Genomic DNA, 19345 nt, shown 5'->3' on the forward strand with positions numbered 1-19345 from the left:
GGTGGATGGGTTCAGGCCGTGGCTGACGTCAGTCAGTCCCAGCGTTGGTCAGGCGGTTGCAGGGTGTTCTGCGGCCTCCTTCTCCTTGCGGACGCTGGCGGCGGCAGCCGCGGCCGCACGAGAGATCTGCAGGCGCTGCTGGACCTGGTCAAGCATGACGGCCAACACGATCACGGCGCCCTTGATGAAGACCTGCCAGAAGCTGGACACGCCCACGAGGACCAGTCCGTCGGAGAGGAACCCGATGACGAAGGCGCCGATCAGGGTGCCCTTGACGCTGCCGCGGCCGCCGGCGAGCGACGCGCCGCCGATGACGACTGCGGCGATGGCGTTGAGTTCGAATGCGTTGCCCGCCTGGGGAGCCGCGGAGGTGAGCTCTGAGGCGATGATCAGGCCCGCCATGGCGGCGCACGCCCCCGAGATCATGTACACGGTGGTGGTGACCTTCTTGACTGGAACACCGGAGAGTTCGGCGGCCCGCGGGTTGCCGCCGGTTGCGTACAGCCAACGCCCGAAGGGCGTCTTCGCGATGAGGAACCACACGGCGATGGCGACGAGGATGGTGATCCAGATCTGCGTCGGGATGCCGAGCGGCCGCCCGGTGCCGATGAACCAGAAGCCGGTGTTGCCGAGCGCCGGGTCTCCCTGCAGCTTGGGGAAGGTGGAGCCGTTGGAGATCAGCAGCGCCGCGCCGCGGGCCATGTACAGGGAGCCCAGGGTAGCGATGAAGGGCGCGACGCCCAGCCTGGTCACGAGCGTCCCGTTGATCCATCCGACTGCCGTCCCGACCAGCAGTGCCACCAGGACGACCACGAGGACCGACGGGTAGGCATTGAGGTCGAACAGACTGAGCCCGACGCCGTCAAGCATGACGCCGGCGACGATGCCGGACAAGCCGACGATCGAGCCGACCGACAGGTCGATGCCGCCCGTCAGGATGACCAGCAGCATGCCCAGGGCCAGGATGGCGTTGTAGGCCACGTGGCGGGTCATCGTCAGGAGGTTGGACCCAGACAGGAACGTGTCGGAGAGGAACGCGAAGACGATGATGAGGATGATCAGCGCGATGAAGGCGCGCTGATCGAGGATGAACTCACCCACCGACCGGTCACCGATGACGGCTCGGGTCCAGCGGCTCTGCGGCTTCCCGGCAGCGGCTGCGCTCATCGGGCTTGTCCTTCCGTTGTGTGCTCCAGTGCGACCAGTTCAGAGTCGTCAGCGGCGGCGAGCACCTGCTCTCTGGTTGCGGTCGCGGGTGAAATCTCGGCCACGATTCGGCCACGAGACATGATGAGGAGGCGAGACGTCGAGTTCAGGGCCTCGGCGACCTCGGAGGTGGCGAACAGCACGGCGACGCCCTTGGCGGCGAGGGCAGCCATGAAGGCGAAGATGTCGGCCTTCGCGCCGACGTCGACGCCGCGGGTGGGTTCGTCGAGGAGGATCACCTTCGGTTCGGTGAGCAGAGCCTTACCGACAACTACTTTCTGCTGATTGCCGCCCGACAGCGACCCGATCGGTGCGCTCTGCCCTGACGCCTTCACCCGGACGGACGCGATCACCTCGTCGTTCCGCTTTCGCTCCCGGCCGCCGTCGGTGATGAAGCCCCGGGTGAACTCGTGCACGGAGGCCAGCGAGAGGTTGGATCCGACAGACTGGCCCTGAATCAGGCCGTCGCGCTGCCGGTCCTCGGGGACCAGGAACATCCCCGCCGCGATCCTCTCCCGGATACTCCATCCGGTGATGTCGTCGCCGAGGAGCGTGACCACCCCCGCCTGGGGCTTGTTGCGGCCGATGAGGGTCTCGAACAGCTCCGTGCGCCCCGCACCCATGAGCCCGTAGACGCCGACGACCTCGCCTGCCCGGACCTCGAGCGAGAGATTGTTGACCGCCAGCCGCTCCGGCTGACTGGGGTCCGCCAACGTCAGCTCCCGGACCTCGAGCGCGACTCCCCCGACCTCGGCGTTGATCTCGGTGAACATGTCGTCGTGGGAGCGTCCGACCATCGCCGAGACGATCCAACCGATGTCGATGTTCGCGATCTCCTGCGTCGCGACGACAGCGCCGTCCCTCAGCACCACGGCGTGATCGCCGATCTCCAGGGTCTCGTCGAGGTGGTGCGAGATGTAGACGACGGCGACTCCCTTCGAGGTCAGGTCGCGGATCACGCCGAACAGGACCTCGACCTCGCTGGCCGACAGCGCGGAGGTCGGCTCGTCCATGATGAGGACCCGGGCCTCCTGGTCCAGTGCGCGGGCGATCTCCACGAGCTGTTGCTGACCCAGTCGGAGGTCACCCACGACGGCGCGCGGATCGATCGGCTCCTGCAGACGGTCCAGCGCGGCCTTGGCGCGCTTCTGCTGTGCCGCGGTGTCCACCATGCCCAAGCGCGTGAGTTCGCGGCCGAGAAAAATCGACTCCGCGACCGTCAGGTTGGGGCTCAGGTTCAGTTCCTGATGGATGATGGCCACGCCCCGCGACACCGCGTCGGTGGGGCTGCTGAACGCAACCTCCTCGCCGTCGAGGGTCAGCGTGCCGCCGGTCGGCGTCTCGATCCCGGACATCACGCGCATGAGGGTGGACTTGCCCGCGCCGTTCTCCCCGAAGAGGACGGTCACCTTCCCGGCCCTGATGTCGAAATCGACGTTGCGCAGGGCCCGCGTCCCGCCGTAGACCTTCGAGACGTCCCGGGCCGACATCACCACCTGGTCGACGGGGGCCGTCTGGAACGAGGTCATGAAGCGGCCTCGATGGAGATTGGGGTGATCTTGATGTGGCTGGGGTCATCGTGGGTGAACGCACCCACCACTGTCACCTCGTCGCCGAGGAGCGCCTCGAAGTCCGTGACGGACAGAACATTCTCCTTGACCCGGTTGTTGAGCTCGGTGGCGACGGAGGCGAAGTCGATCTGGTTGAGGAACATCTCGAACGTGATCTCGCCGGTGGCGTCCCGGATTGCGGTTCCCGTGACGGCCGGTCCCGTCTGCACGCCGACCGTCACATCCGACGGCAGCCCTTCCACCTCGAGCCCCGCCTCGCCGAAGGCCCCCTCCACGACCGTGCCGGTCACGCGGACCGGGAACGAGTACGGGGAACCGCCGTTGCGGAATCCATACTCGTCGGCGGCCGCTTCGTCCTTGGCCAGGGCTTCCAGGAGTTCGGTGAGGTCAACGGCGTTGTCGGTGATGGCGGGGACGACGTCGGCGTCGTAGACGCTCTGCGCGTAGCTGACAGGGTCGGCGATGACGTTTTCGTCGATGACTGCCCCAGAGGATGGCTCCGTGCCCGGTGCATAGAACCTGGTCCCGGCGACGACGACCGTGAGGAGGACCAGACCCAGGCCCGCCCTGACGAAAGCAGGGCGTCGCCATAGGGGGACCCTGGTTGAAGACTGCATTGTCACTTCCTTGTGATCTGTGAATATTCATTCATTGCCGCACTGATACCCAGCCAACCACATCCGTGTCGATTCGCCAAGCTGACGCGATAACGATCTGACTACGATCGGACGCCCGTCGAGCCGTCGTTCTCCGGGCTCCCGCCGGCCCGCCCAGGCTTCCACGCTGCCGGGGAGGGCCCTGCGGGCAGCCGCTAACGCTGGACCAGCGAAGCCGCCGTGTCGGCAATCCCGGCCGGGTCCATACCGAAGTGGTCGAGGATCCACTCGGCTGAGCCGGTGGGCGCGAAGGCGTCGGGAAGGCCGAGCATCGCGACACGGACGGGGTGGTTGCGCGCGACCGTCTCGGCGACGGCCCCGCCGAGACCACCGCTGGCGAGGCCCTCTTCGACCGTGACGATGCCGCCGGTCTCCTTGGCCGCGGCGATGATCGCGGCCTCGTCGAGGGGCTTCACCGAGGCCACGGACAGGACCCTGGCCTGGATTCCCCGGTCGGCGAGGAGCTCGGCGGCGGCCAAGGCGCGGTGCAGCACGGTGCCGTTCGCCGCGATGGTGACGTCGGTGCCCTCACGCAGGACGACGGCCTTGCCGGGGGCGAACGTGTAGCCCTCGGGGTGGACGGCCGGCACCTTGGCGCGCGAGACGCGGAGGTAGACCGGTCCGTCGTGCGTGTATGCCCAGCGGATGGCCTGCTCGGTCTCGGCCGGGTCGGCCGGCACGAGGACGGTCATGTGAGGCAGGATCCTCATCCAGGCGACGTCCTCGATGGAGTGGTGGGTCGCGCCCAGCGCACCGTAGGCGACTCCGGGGCTCTGCGCGCAGAGCACGACGTGACGCTTGCTGTAGGCCAGGTCGGCCTTGATCTGTTCGGTGGCCCGGGCACTGAGGAAGCACCCGGCGCCGGAGACGAACGGCACCTTCCCGCCGTTCTCCAGGCCGGCGGCCGTTCCCACCATGTCCTGCTCGGCGATGCCGACGTTGACCATCTGGGCCGGCAGCTCCTTCTTGAACGTGTCCAGCTTCGAGGAGCCGACGGAGTCGTTGACGACGACGATCACGTTGCGGTCGTTCCTGGCCAACTCGAGGAGGGTCTTCGAGTAGGTGTCGCGGCAATCGTAGGTCTGCGTGCTCACTTGGCTGCCTCCAGTTCGGCCAGGATGCCGTCGATCTCGGCCTCGGTGGGCACGTGGTGGTGCCAGGCGACGTTGTCGCTCATGAAGGAGATCGGATGGCCCTTGTGGGAGTGGGAGATGATGAAGGTCGGCTTGCCAGGCTCAGGGGCCTGCCCGAAGGTGTCGAGGATGTCGTCGAAGTTGTGCGCGTCCATCTCCCGGACGGTGAACCCGAACGCGCGGAACTTGTCGGCCAGCGGCTCGAGGCCCATGGTGTCGGCCACCAGGGCGCCCTGCTGCAGATGGTTGCGGTCGACCACCGCGACGAGGTTCTCCAGCCCGTAGTGGGCGGCCGTCATCATGGCCTCCCAGTTGGACCCCTCCTGCAGCTCGCCGTCGCCCAGCAGCACCACCGTGCGACGCGGGGAGCCGTCGAGCTTCGCGGCCAGCGCGGTGCCCACCGCGATCGGGAGCCCGTGCCCCAGCGGACCGGTATTGGCCTCGATCCCTGGGATGTAGGTACGGTTCGGGTGGCCGTTGAGCCGCGACTGCGGATCCATGAACGTCATCAGCTCATCGACGGGGAAGTACCCAGCCAGCGCCATCGCGATGTACAGGGCGCCTGCGGTGTGCCCCTTGGACAGCACGAGGCGGTCCCGCTCCGGCGCGAGGGGCTCGGCCGGGTCGAGGTTCAGCTCATGCAGCATCAGGGTGACCAGCACGTCGGCGATCGAGAAGTCCCCGCCGATGTGGCCGTTGCCCGAATGGGCGATCATGATCGGATCCCTGCGTCGCAGCTCGTACGCCGCGGACTTCAGGTGCGCGACGACGTCCTCACGGGAGGCGTCTTTCGCGATCCGTCCCAGCACGGGCGTGGTGAAGTCCCACTTGGAGGTGTCGCTCACAGATCGACCGCCATCGACTTGAGCAGCGCGTTCTGGATGATGCGCTGAGCACCGAGCGCGTCCTGCTTGGCCTGAGCGGCGGCGAGGCCCTCCTCGTCGAGCGTCTCGAGGGCTCGGTGGATGGCCTTGAGGAACCGGATGGACAGCTGGGCGTTCTCAACGGCGTCCTCACGGAACGGGAACTGGTCCAGGTTCCAGACGCCCTCCCAGTTGTTGACCTTGAGGACGTGGAAGAACTCGAAGATCTCGACCATGTGGATGGAGCCGACCATCATGTCGTCGTCCCAGCCGCGGTAGTTGTCGTTGACGTCCATGCCCCAGAGCAGGCCGTGGTCGATGAGCATCTGGGCGGCCTCGGCCGGCGGCTCGCCGCCGAACATGGCGTGCCCGAAGTCGAGGAGGACGCCGACGTTGTCCACCCCCATCTGCTGGATGCCGAGGATGGTCTTGGGCGCGGAGCTCCAGAACATGTGGGTGCGGGGCTCGCGGGGCTTGTACTCGATGACGAACTTGAGGTCCGGGTGGCCGGAGGCAAGCTCGCGCATGCCCTCGACGGCGAGGCGGTTGAGCTCGCGGTAGTCCACCTGGAAGGGGTAGTCGAAGCCGTCCTGGCCGGGCCAGATCTTGACGTACTTGGCGCCGAGCTCCCGCACCGCGTTGGCCGCGTCGTTCATGATCGCCATGGCGGAGGCGCGCTTGGCGGGATCGGGGTTGGTGAACGCGCCCTTGCAGTGCTCGCGCAGGTAGATGTCCGGGGTGAGGCCGATGGCCTTGATGCCGTGCTCGGCCAGCTTGGCCTTCACGTCGTCGATGGAGACCCCGGGCGAGAAGGGGAAGTTGAGGTCAACCCAGGTGATGTCGCCGACCTTCGCGGCCAGGTCGATCTGGTCGAGCGTGCCGCGGGGCTGGCCGTAGCCGTCGGTGGCGTAGCGGTCGAGGTAGGTGGCGAAGTTCCAGAGCCCAGCTCCGAACTCGGGTGCAGTCATGATGCGTCTCCTTCGTATGAGGTCGGGCGGCGAATCGGGTCCACCTGCTGACCCTGCGACCTGATCGATCACATATCTATTCACCCGTGCTTGCACATTCATCCTAGCGCGGGTCGTGGCGATGGTCAATCGCAGGCGACCCTTGCGCCCGCGATCTTCCGCGTGGGCAAGTTCGGCCCCGGGACGGCCCCGCCCCGACCTTCTTGGGGAGGCCGGGGCCCCCCAGGGCGAGAGACGGCGCTACGCTCCGGGAGACAGCTCAGTGGGGAGAGTCACCAGGGGGCATCGCGCTCCGGATGAGGATGGGTGAAGTGGGAGTTGTGGTTGTTGGCTCGCTCAACGTGGACCTGCACCTCTGGCTGGAACGCCATCCGATGCCCGGAGAGACCCTGTTGGCCAGGGGCGGCGGCCTCTCCCCCGGTGGGAAGGGGGCCAACCAGGCCTGCGCGGCCGCGCTCGCAGGCGCCCCCACCACGATGCTCGGAGCGGTCGGCTCTGACGACTCCAGGCACACTGCGCTGCGGCTGCTGGGTGATGCCGGGGTAGACACCAGCCACATCGTCCAATTGCCCGGGCCCACTGGGCTGGCCGTGGTCTCGGTGGCGAAGGACGGCGAGAACACTGTGGTGGTGGTCTCCGGAGCCAACGCACAGGTCGCGCCTTCACACATCGAGGCGTGGGCACCCCTCATCGCGTATGCCGACATCGTCGTGTCCCAAGGGGAGATTCCGGCGGCAGCCACCGTGGCGGTCGCCGAGATGGTTCGTGGGCGCTGGTTGCTCAACCTGGCCCCTGTCATTCCACTTCCCGCGGACGTCATCCGTCGAGCTGATCCCTTGGTGGTCAACGAGCATGAAGCCGAGGCGGTTCTGGTGCAGATGGGCGGCTCGGCGTCCGGCCCCGAGGCGCTCGTGGTCGCATTGATCGATCGGGGCATCGCCTCGGTGGTGTTGACGCTTGGGGCCCATGGAGCGCTCGTGGCCAACGAGACCGGTGTTCAGCACGTCCGCAGCCCTCGGGTCCGCGCGGTGGACACCGTCGGGGCGGGCGATGCCTTCGTCGGCGCCCTCGCCGCTCGACTGTCAGAAGGCCTGGATCTGGTGACGGCGGCGCAGTACGCATCAAGGTTCGCCGCGCATACGGTCCAGTTCGAGGGGGCCCAGTCCTCGTATCCACAGCCAGGTACTCAACTCCCGGAGCTTTCATGAAACGCAGCGGCCTGCTGAACCCGGATCTCGCGGCGGCCATCGCGCGGCTCGGCCACACTGACACTTTCGTCATCGCGGACTGCGGCCTCCCGATCCCGACCACTGTACGGATCATCGATCTGAGCCTGGTCTTCGGGATCCCGCGATTCGCCGAGGTGCTCTCGGCGATCAGCGCGGAGGTCGTCATCGACGGCGTCATTGCTGCCCAGGAAGCCCGCGGTGGGCCGATCGGTGACCTGCTTCACCACCACGTGGAGGCGGAAGTCCAGTGGGTGCCTCACGAGGAGTTCAAGGCGCTGGTGCGCAACGCCTCGTTCGCCGTTCGCACCGGCGAGGCGACCCCTTACGCCAACGTGATCCTCCGTTCGGGCGTCCCCTTCTAGGGGACGCATGTGACCCGATCAGCCCTCGACCGCGCCCGCCAGGGCACCCTGGACGAAGTCCCGGTGAAGCCGGTCTTCGCGAGCGCCGAGTGTGCTGCGCACGCTGGGTCAGCCGGCTTGCCAGCCTTCGAATTCCTGCAGCTTCAGGTAGAAGTCCTCGAACATGAGGCGCACGTCGACCTGCGTGTAGACGCGCATGGGGCGGGTGCCGCGCATTGGACGGTAGGCGCCCTGCTCAGTGATCTCCGGCGCGGGCTTCTCGACGTGGAAGCTTGAGCTGGAGTCGGGCTCGAACATCGATCGCAGCGCCGTGAGCAGGACGAGCGGCGAGTCGCCGAGCGCGTAGGTCTCGAACGCAGGCATGCCGTAATCGCGGATGGCCCCCATGATCGCGCGGACCTCGTCGTAGAGATACTGGCCCAGCGGGCCGGTCTTCGCGACGCGCAGCCGCAGCTCGGTCTCAGAGACGAGGCACTGGCGGTAGATGTCGCGCGGGATCTGCCAGATCTCGAGGTCCTGGGCGCCGAACAGCACCTGGCCGGCCTTCACGTCGATGAGCAGGTTGTACTCGATCGGCATGGCGTTCTTCGGTGGGACGGCCAGGCCATCGTGCTCGGGGCCGCCGATCCAGATCAGCGTCATCCGCTTGGCGATCTCAGGCTCGAGCAGGTAGGCCGACGCGACGTCGGTCAGGCCGCCACCAGCCGCAACGAACAGTGGTAGGTCGGTGTCGTCGCGCATGGCCTCGGCGATGATGGCCCGAGCGGCAGGGGTGTCGTGAGGCGTGTCGACGTCCTCCAGCGCAACCTCGGCGCCGCGGTGAATCACCTCGGTGCTCTCCAGACCCATGCGGGCGAAGACGTCGCGGGCCACCAGCTCGGCGTTGGTCGCGGTGAATTCCGAGGGGTCCATCCCGTCGCGGGGGCGCAGGTGGGAGGCGACGATGGCGCGGATCTCGACGCTCGGCGAGAGCAGGTGGTGGACGAGCTGGTACAGGTCGTCCGGGTCGCCGGAGAAGTCGTTGTCAATGATCAGGCGGGCGCTGGGCGCCGGATACCCGTCGTCGCCGCGCCATGGGGTCTCGCCCAGGCGCCAACGCTTCGCGGGTGACACACCGTAGTCCACACCGGGCAAGGGGATTCTTGTCATCAGTCCTCCGAATATTGCTGCCGCACGTTCGGCGTGGGCAACTTCACCCCCGGGTCATTCCGGCACCAACGTGCACACCGACTGCATTGGTCATCGATCCCCACATCCTGACATAGGCGTTCATGAATGACCAGTTGGTGCCGCATAACTATGCACAGGTGCTGACGAATGGACGCAAGGCAAGGTGGGCGGCCGCATCTGTTGGGTGAGCGCTCGACCGCACCACTCCCCCGTACCCTGCCGGCCGCGGAATCGTGCCCGTAGCGACGGTCACCTCGACCTGGGCTGAGCGTGACCGGCCTCACTGGGGTCCCGTCCCCGCGCCCGCCCATACCCATCTGGGTATTGTGTGACCCAGGAGGCACCGTGGCACCCACCGTTCTCGTCGTCGACGACGCACCCGAGATCCGCACCCTTCTCCGGACCTATCTTGAGGCCGAGGGAATGGCGGTGCTCACCGCCGGCACAGGCGAGGAGGCCGTCCGGCTCGCCGGAGAGCAGCGCCCCGACGTGGTGCTGCTCGACCTCGGCCTCCCGGACCTCTCCGGCCTGGACGTACTCGGCAGGATCCGCGCAAACTCGTCGGTCTACGTCATCGTGGTCACCGCACGGGCTGAAGAGGTGGACAAGATCGTCAGCCTCAGCCTCGGAGCCGACGACTACATCGTCAAGCCCTTCAGCCCCCGCGAGGTGGTGGCCCGCGTGCACGCCATGATGCGCAGGCCGCGCGCCGCCGACGAGGCACCCGACGAAACCCTCCGCTTCCCGGGCCTCACCATGGACCCGGCGGCCCGCGAGATCACGCTCGACGGCGAGCCTGTCACGCTCAGCGCCCTCGACTTCGATCTACTCCTGGCCCTCGCCCGCAAACCCGGCCGTGTCTTCTCCCGCGCTCAACTGCTCGAGCAGGTCTGGGGCTACGCCTTCTACGGCGACGAGCGGGTCGTCGACGTCCACATCCGCACCATCCGCGCGGCCCTCGGCGACGACGGCACCGCCGTCGTCGGGACTGTTCGCGGCGTGGGCTACCGGTTCCTCAAGACCCCTGCGGGGAAGCCATGAGGAGCCTGGCGGTGCGGCTGGCGCTGAGCCATGTCGCGGTGGTGGCGATCGGCGCCCTGGTCACGTTCCTCCTCTCGCGCGCGCTGGCACCGGCCCTGTACGACCGCATGCAACAGCGCGGCCCGCGCCCCGGCCAGGGGCAGGGCTTCCGGCAGCAGATCGTCGAGACGATGGACCTGGCCCTGCTGATCGGAACGGGGGCCGGCGTCCTGGTCGCCGCGACCCTCGGGCTCCTCGTCGCCCGCCGCTTCATGCGTCCCATCCGCGAGCTCCAGGAAGCCGCGCGGCAGATGGCGGCCGGCCACTACGACGTGACGGTCCCCGTGGTGCGTGAGCAGGAACTCAGCGACCTGGGCTCCGATCTCCAGACGCTCGGCCAGTCGCTGGCCAGCACCGAGGCCCGCCGGGTCAGGCTGCTCGGCGACGTGGCGCACGAGCTCCGCACCCCCCTCACCGTCGTCGGCGGGTACGTCGAAGCGATGACCGACGGAATGGTTCCGGCAGACTCCGAGCACCTCGGCCTCATCGGGCGGGAGGTGGAGCGGATGCGTCGTCTGGCCGAGGATCTCGGGGCGCTGTCCAAGTCACAGGAGGAGGGCACGGAGCTCCGCCTGGAGCGGACCGACGTCGGGGCGACAGCCGCCGAGGCCGCGGAGCGGCTGCGCCCCCAGGCGGTCGACTCGGGCATCAGCCTCACCGTCGACTGCCCGCCCGCCTGGGCCGACGCCGATGCTCAACGCATCGGGCAGGTCGTGACCAATCTCGTGGGCAACGCGCTGCGGGCGGTGTCGCGGGGCGGGAGTGTCGCGGTGAGGTGCCGCGCAGAGTCCGGGCGGGTGATGGTCACGGTCGTCGACGACGGGGTGGGCCTGGCCGCCGAGGACCTGGAGAAGGTGTTCGAGCGGTTCTACCGGGTGGATCACCGACAGGGGGATCAGCGGGGCGGAGGATCGGGCATCGGCCTGACGATCGCACGGCAGATCGCGCGGGCCCACGGCGGGGACCTGGTCGCGGCGTCTGCGGGCCCGGGTCGGGGCGCGACGTTCACCTTGATTCTCCGGTCCGGGCATGACAACGGCGCCACCCCCAAGAGTGGCGCCGTCCTCAGTTGATCAGGCGTTGCCGCGGTTCATTCCACGACGCGGGGCGTCCTCGTTGCCGGTGCCGTCTCGCAGCTGGTCGCCCGAGCCGTCACGCGGGCCGTCCGCGTTGCCGCGGTCGGTGTCTTCCATGCCGGTGCCGTCACAGACCGCGCTGCGCTCCGCACGGCGCGCCTCGTTCTGCTGACCCTGCATGCCCTGACCCTGCTGCATGCGCTGGCCCTGCTGCAGACCGGTGACCGGTTCGCCGTTGGCCCAGGCGGTGAACGCCGCGAGATGGTTCTCGGAGCCGGCGAGCAGGCGCTCGTAGACGGCCTCGATGTCATCGTTGGTGTTGCTCTCCAGCTGAACCTTGAGGTCCGCGATGTCTCGCGTCTCCAGCGCAATGGCGGCCTTGAAGGCGTCAGCCTCGGACTTCTGGCCCTGCTTCAGCCAGTCGTCGTACAGCTTCTGGACGTCCTTGTTGTCGAACTTGCCGGCCTTGTTGTCTGCGCTGGGATCCGCGACGCCGAACTGATCGAGGAGCCGCCCCATGGCGTCGAAGTGGCGCTGCTCGCTGTTCGCGATGCGGTCCCATACGGCGCTGTCGTACAGCTTGCCGAACTCTGTGTAGAGGTCGTGGGCCATCTTCTCCTCCTCGCGGCTGAACGCGAGGGACGAATTCTCGTCGGCGTCGGGGGCGGCGGTGTCGGCCGAGGCGAGGGTGGCCCCGCCGAAGGTGAGGGCGGCCACTGCCAGCCCTGCGGTGATGAGGGAAACGGTGCGCTTCATGATGAGCTCCTTCTGGATGTGATCACTGGTTGGTGATGAGTCCAGTTCACCGCGCCGTCATGAAGCTCCCGCCAGGGGAATGTGAAGCTTTCGTGAAGTCAGGCCGGCGAGGTGAGCCGGAGATGCTCGCGGTCGCCCAACAACTCCAACCGGCGCCAGAGCACGCTGCCCGGGACGGCCTGAGTGACATGCAGATGCGCGGCGGCCACCTGCCTGCTGCGATCGACGGCCACGACGATGGGCAGCGCAGCCTCGTCGTGCCCGGTGAACCCTCCCCCGAACTCGTCCCGCAGCGTCGACGCCACGGACGCCGGCAGCCCCCACTCCAGCACCGACAGTCCTCGCCTCCCCGCGACCGTGATGGCGGCCCGGCTCGCCGCCTCATGGTCCGGATGGCCGGTCACCCCGCCCTCCACCGCGAAGACGAGCAGGCCGTCGGGGTCCGTGGTGGCGAGGGCTCCCTCGATGTCGGCGACCAACTCCACCTCGCGGCCGCCCAGCCCGCCGTCGGGATGGTTGAGCAGGGTGGTGGTCCGGCAGCCAAGCACCTCGGCCGCGGCCTCGAGCTCGAGCGCGCGGGTGTGTGCCAAGTCGGGCGCGGCGCCGAGGGTTGACGCCTCACCGGCGGTGAGGCACAGGACGCTGACCTCGGCCCCGTCGTCGACGAGGCGACCGATGACTCCTCCCAGGCCGAAGGACTCGTCGTCTGGGTGCGCCACCACGACGAGGACGCGCTTCCACGGGGGCAATTGGGTCTTCATGTGCCCAGTGTATACCCCCAGGGGTATTGTCAGCTGGTTCGGCGACCCCAACGCAGATAGGCGCACGGCAGCAGGCCCATGGAACTCACCACGGCCAGTGCAGGCACCCACACCGTCTTGGATCCGTTGATCTCACCCTCAGGGCGCCTCGCCACGTCTACCAACGCGTACACCCGCAGCGCCGCATCCGCCATCCCTCCCAACGCCAGCGCGGTGCGCAGCCAGGGCGGCAACTTCTCCCACTTCTTCGTCGCATGCTTCATTGCAAGCCTCCTGTCCTCCAGCGTACGCCCGGCCCCGCAGGTACGTTGGGCTGGAACGACAGGGAAGGGCTGCATTGTTCATCGATGAGTGGACGTGGGACGATCCCACCGTGAACGCAGAGCTGTGGGAAGGCCAGGCCACCTATCGGCGCTCTCTGGAGCAGGTGGCCAATGATGTCCTCGACGCAGCCGGGACGGGCCTCGACGCCCGCGCCTTCGTCGTCGGGATTCCCCTGGACCGGGACGCCGGCGTGGTCGTGGAGCCCGCGCGAGGCCACTTCGACCGCGCCATCGTCGCCCAGTCCACCCACCTCGGCACCCGACGGTTCAACAAGCTCCTCCGCGACGACGACGCCACCGCCGAGAACTCCCCCACGTACCTGGCCGCGCTGGAGGCGCGCACGCGTAGGCGCGCCGTCGCGGACAAGCTCGACGCCGCCGCCCGGGCCGGAGGGCGCATCCACTTCGTGGGCGTGGGCGTGACGATCGGCGATCACACCGTGTTTCCCGTCCTCGCCCTGCAGGAGGACCAGTGGAAGGAGCTCCCCCAGCTGCCCGACGACGCCGGAGACGACTTCCTCACCGCCCGCTCGTTCCAGGAGGCGGTGATCAATAGCGTCCTCGACGTGGCCTCCCGCGAGCTGGACCGGCAGATCCCAGGCTCCCTGGTACGGATCGACCCGGAGTTCGTGCTGCGCTCCGCCGCGGACCTGTTCGTCTCCGCCGTCGTGGCCAGGACCGGCCAGGAGCTTGCCTTCGGGGCGCTGCAGGCGTTCGACGCGGTCTCCGCGCAGCCCTACGAGGGGCGCGCGGGCAAGGGGTCGCTCCTCCTGGCGTCGCGCGGTGGGGAGGGAATCAAGACGGTGATGTCGCTCGAGCACCCGGTGCCCATCGGCCGCGCCCAATCGCTGCGCAAGGTGCTGGAGCTGTCCGCCGGAGACCTGCATCTGCTGTGCGACGGGCGCGAGGTCTACGGCCTCGGCAAGCTGGAAGAGGGCTCCACCCGCGAACACACCTTCGTGGCGCGCATCTCCGGCAACGGCTCCTGGGAGCTGTGGGACGGGGACGTCCCGTTCCTGCGGGTCGACAACGGCGTGGCCGCAATGCCGCGCGAACTCCTGGACGAGGACGAATTCTCCGTCACCGTGGACCGCGTGTTCCCCGAGGTCTCCGCCCGCAATGCCCGCTACCTGTGGCAGATCGCCCGGGCCGCACTGCAGCAGCCGCACGGCACCATGCTCGTGGTCCACCCCGAGGCCGAATCAGAGGCGCAACGGCTCCTGCCCCAGGCCTACGCCATCACCCCCAGCCGGCTGGGCCCCGAGGCGCTGTCGGCCGCCACCGGCATCGACGGCGCTGTCCTGGTTTCGCCGGACGGCAAGTGCCACGCCGTCGGCGTCATCCTCGACGGGCTCGCCACCGGCACCGGGGACCCGTCCCGCGGCTCCCGGTTCAGCTCCGCCATCCGCTACCTCGCGGGCGCAGGCAGGGGCGCCATGGTGATCATCGTGTCCGAGGACGGCAAGATCGACCTGTTGCCCAAGACCAAGCGGCGGGTTCGCCGGGCGACGGTGCAGCGAGCGGTCGACCGGCTCGTCGCCGCCGCGTCCGACGGCGAGGACGGGGACCGGTTCCTGCGCGCCGACAAGGCGGTGGAGGCCATCGAGTTCTACCTCAACCAGGAGCAGTGCGACGCCGTCAACGGCGCACGTGAGGAGGTCGAGGGCCGTCAGTGGGACCAGGCGCGGGTACGTCGCCAGTACATCCCCATCGCCCCTGACCCGGCGATGGACGACTCCTACTTCGTCGACCGCGCCCAGGACGTCGACGTCGCGTCCTGACCCTGCGCCCATGACCGGCTCCCGCCCCCTCCGGGGGGTGAGTTGAGCAAATGGCAGGGTTCGCGGAAACCGCCCCGCGTGACCTGAGCGCGCGACCCACCGCGACCCTTGCCATTTGCTCAACTCACCCCCCATCCGGAGACTGGCCGAGCCGATCGTGCTCGCGGCCCTGGACACCCCGGACGACACCGAGGCCCGCTGGGGCGAGAATCGCAGCAAACCTCCGACGCGGGACACTAGATTCGGTCCATGGACCCGTCGACGACGACGCCCGCCGCCTGGGAGCGCTACCTCCCCGGGGTCGCGGTGCTGCGCCGGTACGAGCGACGGTGGCTGCGCGGCGACACTGTCGCCGGCGTGACGGTGGCCGCCTACCTCATCCCCCAGGTGATGGCATACGCCGTCATCGCCGGCCTCCCCGCCGTCGCCGGCCTGTGGGCCATCCTCGCGCCACTCCTCGTCTACGCTGCGCTGGGCTCGTCGCGGCAGCTCTCCATCGGCCCGGAGTCGACGACGGCGCTGATGACGGCGGCCGGGGTCGGTGCCCTGGTGGCCTCCGCGGGCGGCCCGGAGCGGTACGCCGAGGTGGCGGCGCTGCTCGCGATCGCCGTCGGGCTGGTGTGCGTCGCGGGGTGGGCACTGCGACTGTCCTTCTTGGCTGCGCTGCTGTCGCGGCCGGTGCTGGTGGGCTACATGGTGGGAATCGCGGTGCTGATGATCGTCAGCCAGTTCGGCAAGGTGGCGAAGCTGGACATCGAGGCCGAGTCCACGCTGGGTGCTACCTGGGAGTTCGTGACGCGCCTCGGAGACGCGCACCTCCCGACGGTGGCGATGGCCGCGGCGGTACTCGTGCTGTTGTTCGCGGCGAGGTGGTTGGCCCCGAAGCTGCCCAGCCCCCTGATCGTGCTGCTGCTTGCCGCTGCCGTGGTGGCGGTGTTCGGACTGGAGCGCTACGGGCTTGACGTCGTGGGTGAGGTGCCGTCCGGGCTTCCGGCACCCAGGCTTCCCGGGCTGGCGGACGTTTCGCTGCTGGCGCTGCTTCCCTACGCGGCGGGCATCGCGGTGGTGGGCTACTCGGACAACGTGCTCACTGCCCGCGCCTTCGCGGCGAAACGGCGGCAGTCCGTCGATGCCGGCCAGGAACTCCTCGCCCTCGGGGTCGCCAACGTCGCCACCGGGCTGGTGCAGGGGTTCCCGGTGAGCTCCAGTGGGTCGCGGACGGTGTTGGGCGACGCCGTCGGCTCGCGCACGCAGCTCCATTCGTTGGTGGCGCTGGCCGCGGTGGTCGCCACGCTGCTCTTCGCCGGTCCGGTGCTCTCCACGTTCCCGATGGCGGCGCTCGGCGCGCTGGTGATCTACGCCGCCACCAGGCTGGTGGATGTCGCGGAGATCCGGCGCATCGCGCGATTCCGGTGGAGCGAGCTCGCGCTCACCGCCGTGACCACCGTCTCCGTCATCGTCTTCGGGGTGCTCGGCGGCATCGGGATCGCCATCGCGCTGTCCCTGCTCGACCTCATCCGGCGGATGGCCCACGCGCACGACGGGGTGCTCGGCTACGCACCGGGGGTCGCGGGCATGCACGACATCGACGACTACCCAGACGCCACCCAGGTGCCCGGGTTGGTGGTGTACCGCTACGACTCCCCCTTGTTCTTCGCCAACTCCGACGACTTCCTCGCCAGGGCGGAGGCGGCCGTGGACCTTGCGCCGCAGCCCGTCCGGTGGTTCCTGCTCAATGCGGAGGCAAACGTGGAGGTGGACCTCACCGCCGTCGACACCCTCGAGTTCCTCCGCGAGCGTCTCGAGGCCAGGACAGTGATCTTCACCATGGCCAGGGTCAAGCAGGACCTCCACGATCAGTTGGCTGCGGCTGGCTTCGTCGAGAAGGTGGGCGAGGACCGCATCTTCGCAACGCTGCCGACGGCGGTGCGCGCCTACGCGACGTGGTACCGCGAAACCCTCGGCGAGACACCTAGCGGACTGCCGCCCGAGATCCTCCGCCCCACTGAGCCGTCCGCCTGAGCCGTTCAGCCACCCGCGCTGCACGGGTTCTGCTGGAGGACGTGCGCCCGGCGACGCGATCGACGTTGAGGTCAGCGATCCCGTAGCCGGTCAAGGTCGCGGCGCTCCCGCTTGGTGGGTCTGCCGGCGCCGCGATCGCGGACCGCCACCCGGCCCACCATCTCCGGGATGGGCGGCGGCTTCTCGGGTGTCCGATCGAGGTACGCCGCCTGGGCGATCGGCGCACCGACCCGCTTCTCCAGGTTCGGGTCCACCACCTGGATCAGCTTCTCCTCCTGCTCGCGGCGCACCCTGATCACTTGCCCGGGCACGACGTGCTGCGACGGCTTGGCCAGCTTGTCGTCGACGCGAACGTGGCCGCCGCGCACCGCGGCCGTGGCCGACGAGCGGGTCTTGTACATTCGCACAGCCCACAGCCAGGAGTCGAGTCGTGCCATGGGCCGATCCTACGCGGATGGAGTTGCCCACAGCCTTGTCCACAACTGGGGAAAACTACGCGCGTGTAATTCCGCCTGGCGGCCGCTGCGCGGCACCTCAGCTCCGCCACCTCCGGAACTTGTGAACTTCCGCTCGGTCCGCGGCAATACAGGATGTTCAACGGGAGGATCGAGACGCCGGCCGTGTGTCGCTTCCGACCCAACCGGTTCTCTCCTGTGGTTGGGCTGCCTGGGTCCGAACTTCTCCGCGACCACCCAGGCCTCCTCTAGGTCAGAGGATCGAGCCGACATCTGATCCTACGGTGGGGTAGGCGGCGGTCATCGATTTCAGTTGATGGGTTGTCAGTTCGAGCTTCATGGCGAGGCCGAAGAAGTTGACCAGTTCGCCGTACTCCGGGCCGAGCAGGTGTGCGCCGACGATCCGATCCGTGGATCGGTCGATAAGGATCTTGGTGGCCGCGGTGGTCTCACCGATGCGGTAGTTGGAGTACCAGCCGCGGGTGTCGCGGTAGCGGACGTCGACGTCGATGCCCTGGTCTCGGGCTTGTTGTTCGAGCATTCCAACTCGAGTGAGTTCGGGGATCGTGAACACCGCTGTTGGGATACCCGTGTAGTCGGGGACGGTCTTGGTGGCCTTGAGCATGTTGGAGGCCGCGACCTTGGCTTCGATCACTGCGACTGGGGTCAGTGGCATGCCGGGGGTGTTGGCGGCGTCGCCGGCGGCGTAGACCGCGGGGTTGCTGGTGCTTTGCAGGTGAGCGGCTACCCGCACTCCTCGTTCGTCCCACTCGACTCCGGCGGCGTCGAGGTCGAGGCCGGACAGTTCGGGGATCCGGCCCGCACCGTGCACGATGAGGTCGAACTCCACGTCCTCGGGTCGGCCGGATCGTGCCAAGCTGACCTGGTAACCGCCACCGGACTTCTCGATTGAGGTGATCGTGGTGGAGCGCCACAGCTCGATCCCGGCCTCGGCGCCGCGGTTGCTGAGGAGCTCGACGAGGTCGGGGTCGAACGCCTTGAGCGGCCGCGGCCCGCGGTCGAGGATGACCGGGGTGCTGCCCGCCCGCGCCGCGATGTGAGCGAACTCGAACGAGATGAAGCCACCACCGACGAACAAGATCCTCCGTGGCAGCGCTGGAAGGTCCATGAAGGCGGTGCTGTCGACCAGATGCTCGTGACCGGGAAAGTCCAGCGGCCGTGGACGGGCGCCCGCGGCGATCAGGAAGTGAGCTGCGTCGTAGGACCTGCCGTCAATCGCGATGGTGTGCGCGTTCGTGAACCGCGCCTGCCCGTGGAGCGTGTCCACACCGTTGCCCGAAAGGCTGTCCTCCATGTTTCGCGGGACCGGGTCGGTGAAGCCGTGCTTGTGCTTGATCAGATCGGCCCAGTTCATCGACAAGCCGGCGTCGTCGATTCCCTTGCCCCGCATCAGTCGGGCGCTGTCGATGATCTCGGCCCCGCGACGCAGGATCTTCTTCGGGTCGCACCCTCGAAGCGCACAGGTGCCGCCGTAGGGAAGCGCGTCGACGATCGCGACCCTCCAGCCCGCGGAAGCGCACTTGTTCGCCGCCGCGACGCCGGCCATGCCGGCACCGATCACGATCAAGTCATAGCTGCGCGTCATCAGGACAGCACCTCGGCCACGCCGAGCGCAGCCCGGAGTTCCTGCATCGTGGGCGCCCCCGCCAGCCCATCGGGCGTGCGGTAGAGCCGACAGGACAACCCGACCCCGTCGCCGGGTTTGGCGAAGATGTCGACGCCCTCGACCAGGATGCTCGGCGAGCCGTGGAACCCCAGCCGCTCCGCCTCCTCGAGCGTTTCGACGCGGAGTCGCGTCACCACGACATCGGGGCGTTCGTTGGCGATCGCTGCAAGTCGCTGGTCGGCGACCTTCCAGTTGGGGCAGTCATCGAAGTACAACAGAGAGACGTTCATGGTGCGACGCTAGACC

The 19345-nt window shown here is 68.4% G+C and carries 19 protein-coding genes; 6 read left to right on the plus strand and 13 right to left on the minus strand.

The features are described 5' to 3' along the window. Positions 1-48: 48 nt before the first annotated feature. The 6 genes from ACX1D1_RS00065 to ACX1D1_RS00090 all read right to left on the minus strand — a co-directional run bounded on the left by ACX1D1_RS00065 (position 49) and on the right by ACX1D1_RS00090 (position 6397). The gene (locus ACX1D1_RS00065) at positions 49-1167 is read right to left on the minus strand and encodes an ABC transporter permease (RefSeq protein WP_459055386.1); all 1119 of its coding nucleotides are present in this window, start codon (positions 1165-1167) and stop codon (positions 49-51) included. Beyond that, the gene (locus tag ACX1D1_RS00070; RefSeq protein WP_459055387.1) at positions 1164-2735 is read right to left on the minus strand and encodes a sugar ABC transporter ATP-binding protein; all 1572 of its coding nucleotides are present in this window, start codon (positions 2733-2735) and stop codon (positions 1164-1166) included. Before ACX1D1_RS00070 ends, ACX1D1_RS00065 begins: the two co-directional genes overlap by 4 nt. Further along, positions 2732-3394 (minus strand): DUF2291 family protein, encoded by a 663-nt coding sequence (locus tag ACX1D1_RS00075; protein WP_459055388.1) that lies wholly within the window; start codon positions 3392-3394, stop codon positions 2732-2734. The genes ACX1D1_RS00070 and ACX1D1_RS00075 overlap by 4 nt, the downstream gene beginning before the upstream one ends. Before the next feature lie 194 nt (positions 3395-3588). Continuing rightward, positions 3589-4527, minus strand: a complete 939-nt coding sequence (locus ACX1D1_RS00080; protein ID WP_459055389.1) for a transketolase family protein — start codon at positions 4525-4527, stop codon at positions 3589-3591. Further along, a complete protein-coding gene (locus ACX1D1_RS00085; RefSeq protein ID WP_459055391.1) occupies positions 4524-5411 on the minus strand; it encodes a transketolase in 888 nt (295 codons plus the stop codon). Before ACX1D1_RS00085 ends, ACX1D1_RS00080 begins: the two co-directional genes overlap by 4 nt. Then, on the minus strand, positions 5408-6397 hold the full coding sequence (locus tag ACX1D1_RS00090; RefSeq protein WP_459055392.1) for a sugar phosphate isomerase/epimerase family protein: 990 nt from the start codon (positions 6395-6397) through the stop codon (positions 5408-5410). Before ACX1D1_RS00090 ends, ACX1D1_RS00085 begins: the two co-directional genes overlap by 4 nt. Positions 6398-6708: 311 nt before the next feature. Here ACX1D1_RS00090 and ACX1D1_RS00095 point away from each other — a divergent pair, with 311 nt between their 5' ends. Further along, positions 6709-7605: a ribokinase gene (locus tag ACX1D1_RS00095; RefSeq protein ID WP_459055393.1), complete on the plus strand. Its 897-nt coding sequence runs from the start codon at positions 6709-6711 to the stop codon at positions 7603-7605. Continuing rightward, positions 7602-7988 carry a D-ribose pyranase gene (gene rbsD / locus ACX1D1_RS00100; protein WP_459055394.1) on the plus strand — a complete coding sequence of 129 codons (387 nt, stop codon included), beginning with the start codon at positions 7602-7604 and terminating at the stop codon, positions 7986-7988. Before ACX1D1_RS00095 ends, rbsD begins: the two co-directional genes overlap by 4 nt. Positions 7989-8096: 108 nt before the next feature. Here rbsD and ACX1D1_RS00105 read toward each other — a convergent pair whose 3' ends face one another. Next, the gene (locus tag ACX1D1_RS00105; protein WP_459055395.1) at positions 8097-9137 is read right to left on the minus strand and encodes a nucleoside hydrolase; all 1041 of its coding nucleotides are present in this window, start codon (positions 9135-9137) and stop codon (positions 8097-8099) included. Between the two features lie 366 nt (positions 9138-9503). On the opposite strand from ACX1D1_RS00105, the gene ACX1D1_RS00110 reads away from it, so the two are divergent. Both ACX1D1_RS00110 and ACX1D1_RS00115 read left to right on the plus strand, forming a co-directional pair. Beyond that, a complete protein-coding gene (locus ACX1D1_RS00110) occupies positions 9504-10199 on the plus strand; it encodes a response regulator transcription factor (protein WP_459055396.1) in 696 nt (231 codons plus the stop codon). Continuing rightward, the gene (locus ACX1D1_RS00115; RefSeq protein ID WP_459055397.1) at positions 10196-11311 is read left to right on the plus strand and encodes a sensor histidine kinase; all 1116 of its coding nucleotides are present in this window, start codon (positions 10196-10198) and stop codon (positions 11309-11311) included. Before ACX1D1_RS00110 ends, ACX1D1_RS00115 begins: the two co-directional genes overlap by 4 nt. Here ACX1D1_RS00115 and ACX1D1_RS00120 read toward each other — a convergent pair whose 3' ends face one another. From ACX1D1_RS00120 to ACX1D1_RS00130, 3 genes are all read right to left on the minus strand, one after another. Next, positions 11312-12070 carry a DUF2202 domain-containing protein gene (locus tag ACX1D1_RS00120; RefSeq protein ID WP_459055398.1) on the minus strand — a complete coding sequence of 253 codons (759 nt, stop codon included), beginning with the start codon at positions 12068-12070 and terminating at the stop codon, positions 11312-11314. Positions 12071-12168: 98 nt separating this feature from the next. Continuing rightward, positions 12169-12831 carry a PIG-L deacetylase family protein gene (locus ACX1D1_RS00125; RefSeq protein WP_459055400.1) on the minus strand — a complete coding sequence of 221 codons (663 nt, stop codon included), beginning with the start codon at positions 12829-12831 and terminating at the stop codon, positions 12169-12171. A 29-nt stretch (positions 12832-12860) separates the two neighbouring features. Continuing rightward, entirely contained in the window at positions 12861-13094 is a 234-nt protein-coding gene (locus tag ACX1D1_RS00130) for a hypothetical protein (protein WP_459055402.1), read from the minus strand. Between the two features lie 110 nt (positions 13095-13204). Between ACX1D1_RS00130 and ACX1D1_RS00135 the strand changes: the two genes are divergently transcribed. Beyond that, positions 13205-14935, plus strand: a complete 1731-nt coding sequence (locus tag ACX1D1_RS00135; protein WP_459055403.1) for a hypothetical protein — start codon at positions 13205-13207, stop codon at positions 14933-14935. A gap of 249 nt (positions 14936-15184) precedes the next feature. Beyond that, positions 15185-16957 carry a SulP family inorganic anion transporter gene (gene sulP / locus ACX1D1_RS00140; protein ID WP_459055404.1) on the plus strand — a complete coding sequence of 591 codons (1773 nt, stop codon included), beginning with the start codon at positions 15185-15187 and terminating at the stop codon, positions 16955-16957. A 71-nt stretch (positions 16958-17028) separates the two neighbouring features. Here the strand turns inward: sulP and hslR are convergent, their stop codons facing one another. The 3 genes from hslR to ACX1D1_RS00155 all read right to left on the minus strand — a co-directional run bounded on the left by hslR (position 17029) and on the right by ACX1D1_RS00155 (position 19329). Beyond that, positions 17029-17394, minus strand: coding sequence for an Hsp15 family ribosome-associated heat shock protein (gene hslR, locus ACX1D1_RS00145; RefSeq protein WP_182781378.1), 366 nt, complete (start codon positions 17392-17394; stop codon positions 17029-17031). A gap of 271 nt (positions 17395-17665) precedes the next feature. Continuing rightward, positions 17666-19018: a dihydrolipoyl dehydrogenase family protein gene (locus ACX1D1_RS00150; protein ID WP_385899790.1), complete on the minus strand. Its 1353-nt coding sequence runs from the start codon at positions 19016-19018 to the stop codon at positions 17666-17668. Then, positions 19018-19329 (minus strand): thioredoxin family protein, encoded by a 312-nt coding sequence (locus tag ACX1D1_RS00155; protein WP_385899792.1) that lies wholly within the window; start codon positions 19327-19329, stop codon positions 19018-19020. The genes ACX1D1_RS00150 and ACX1D1_RS00155 overlap by 1 nt, the downstream gene beginning before the upstream one ends. Positions 19330-19345: the final 16 nt, after the last annotated feature.

This window comes from Tessaracoccus luoxuelianae, from assembly GCF_054483915.1.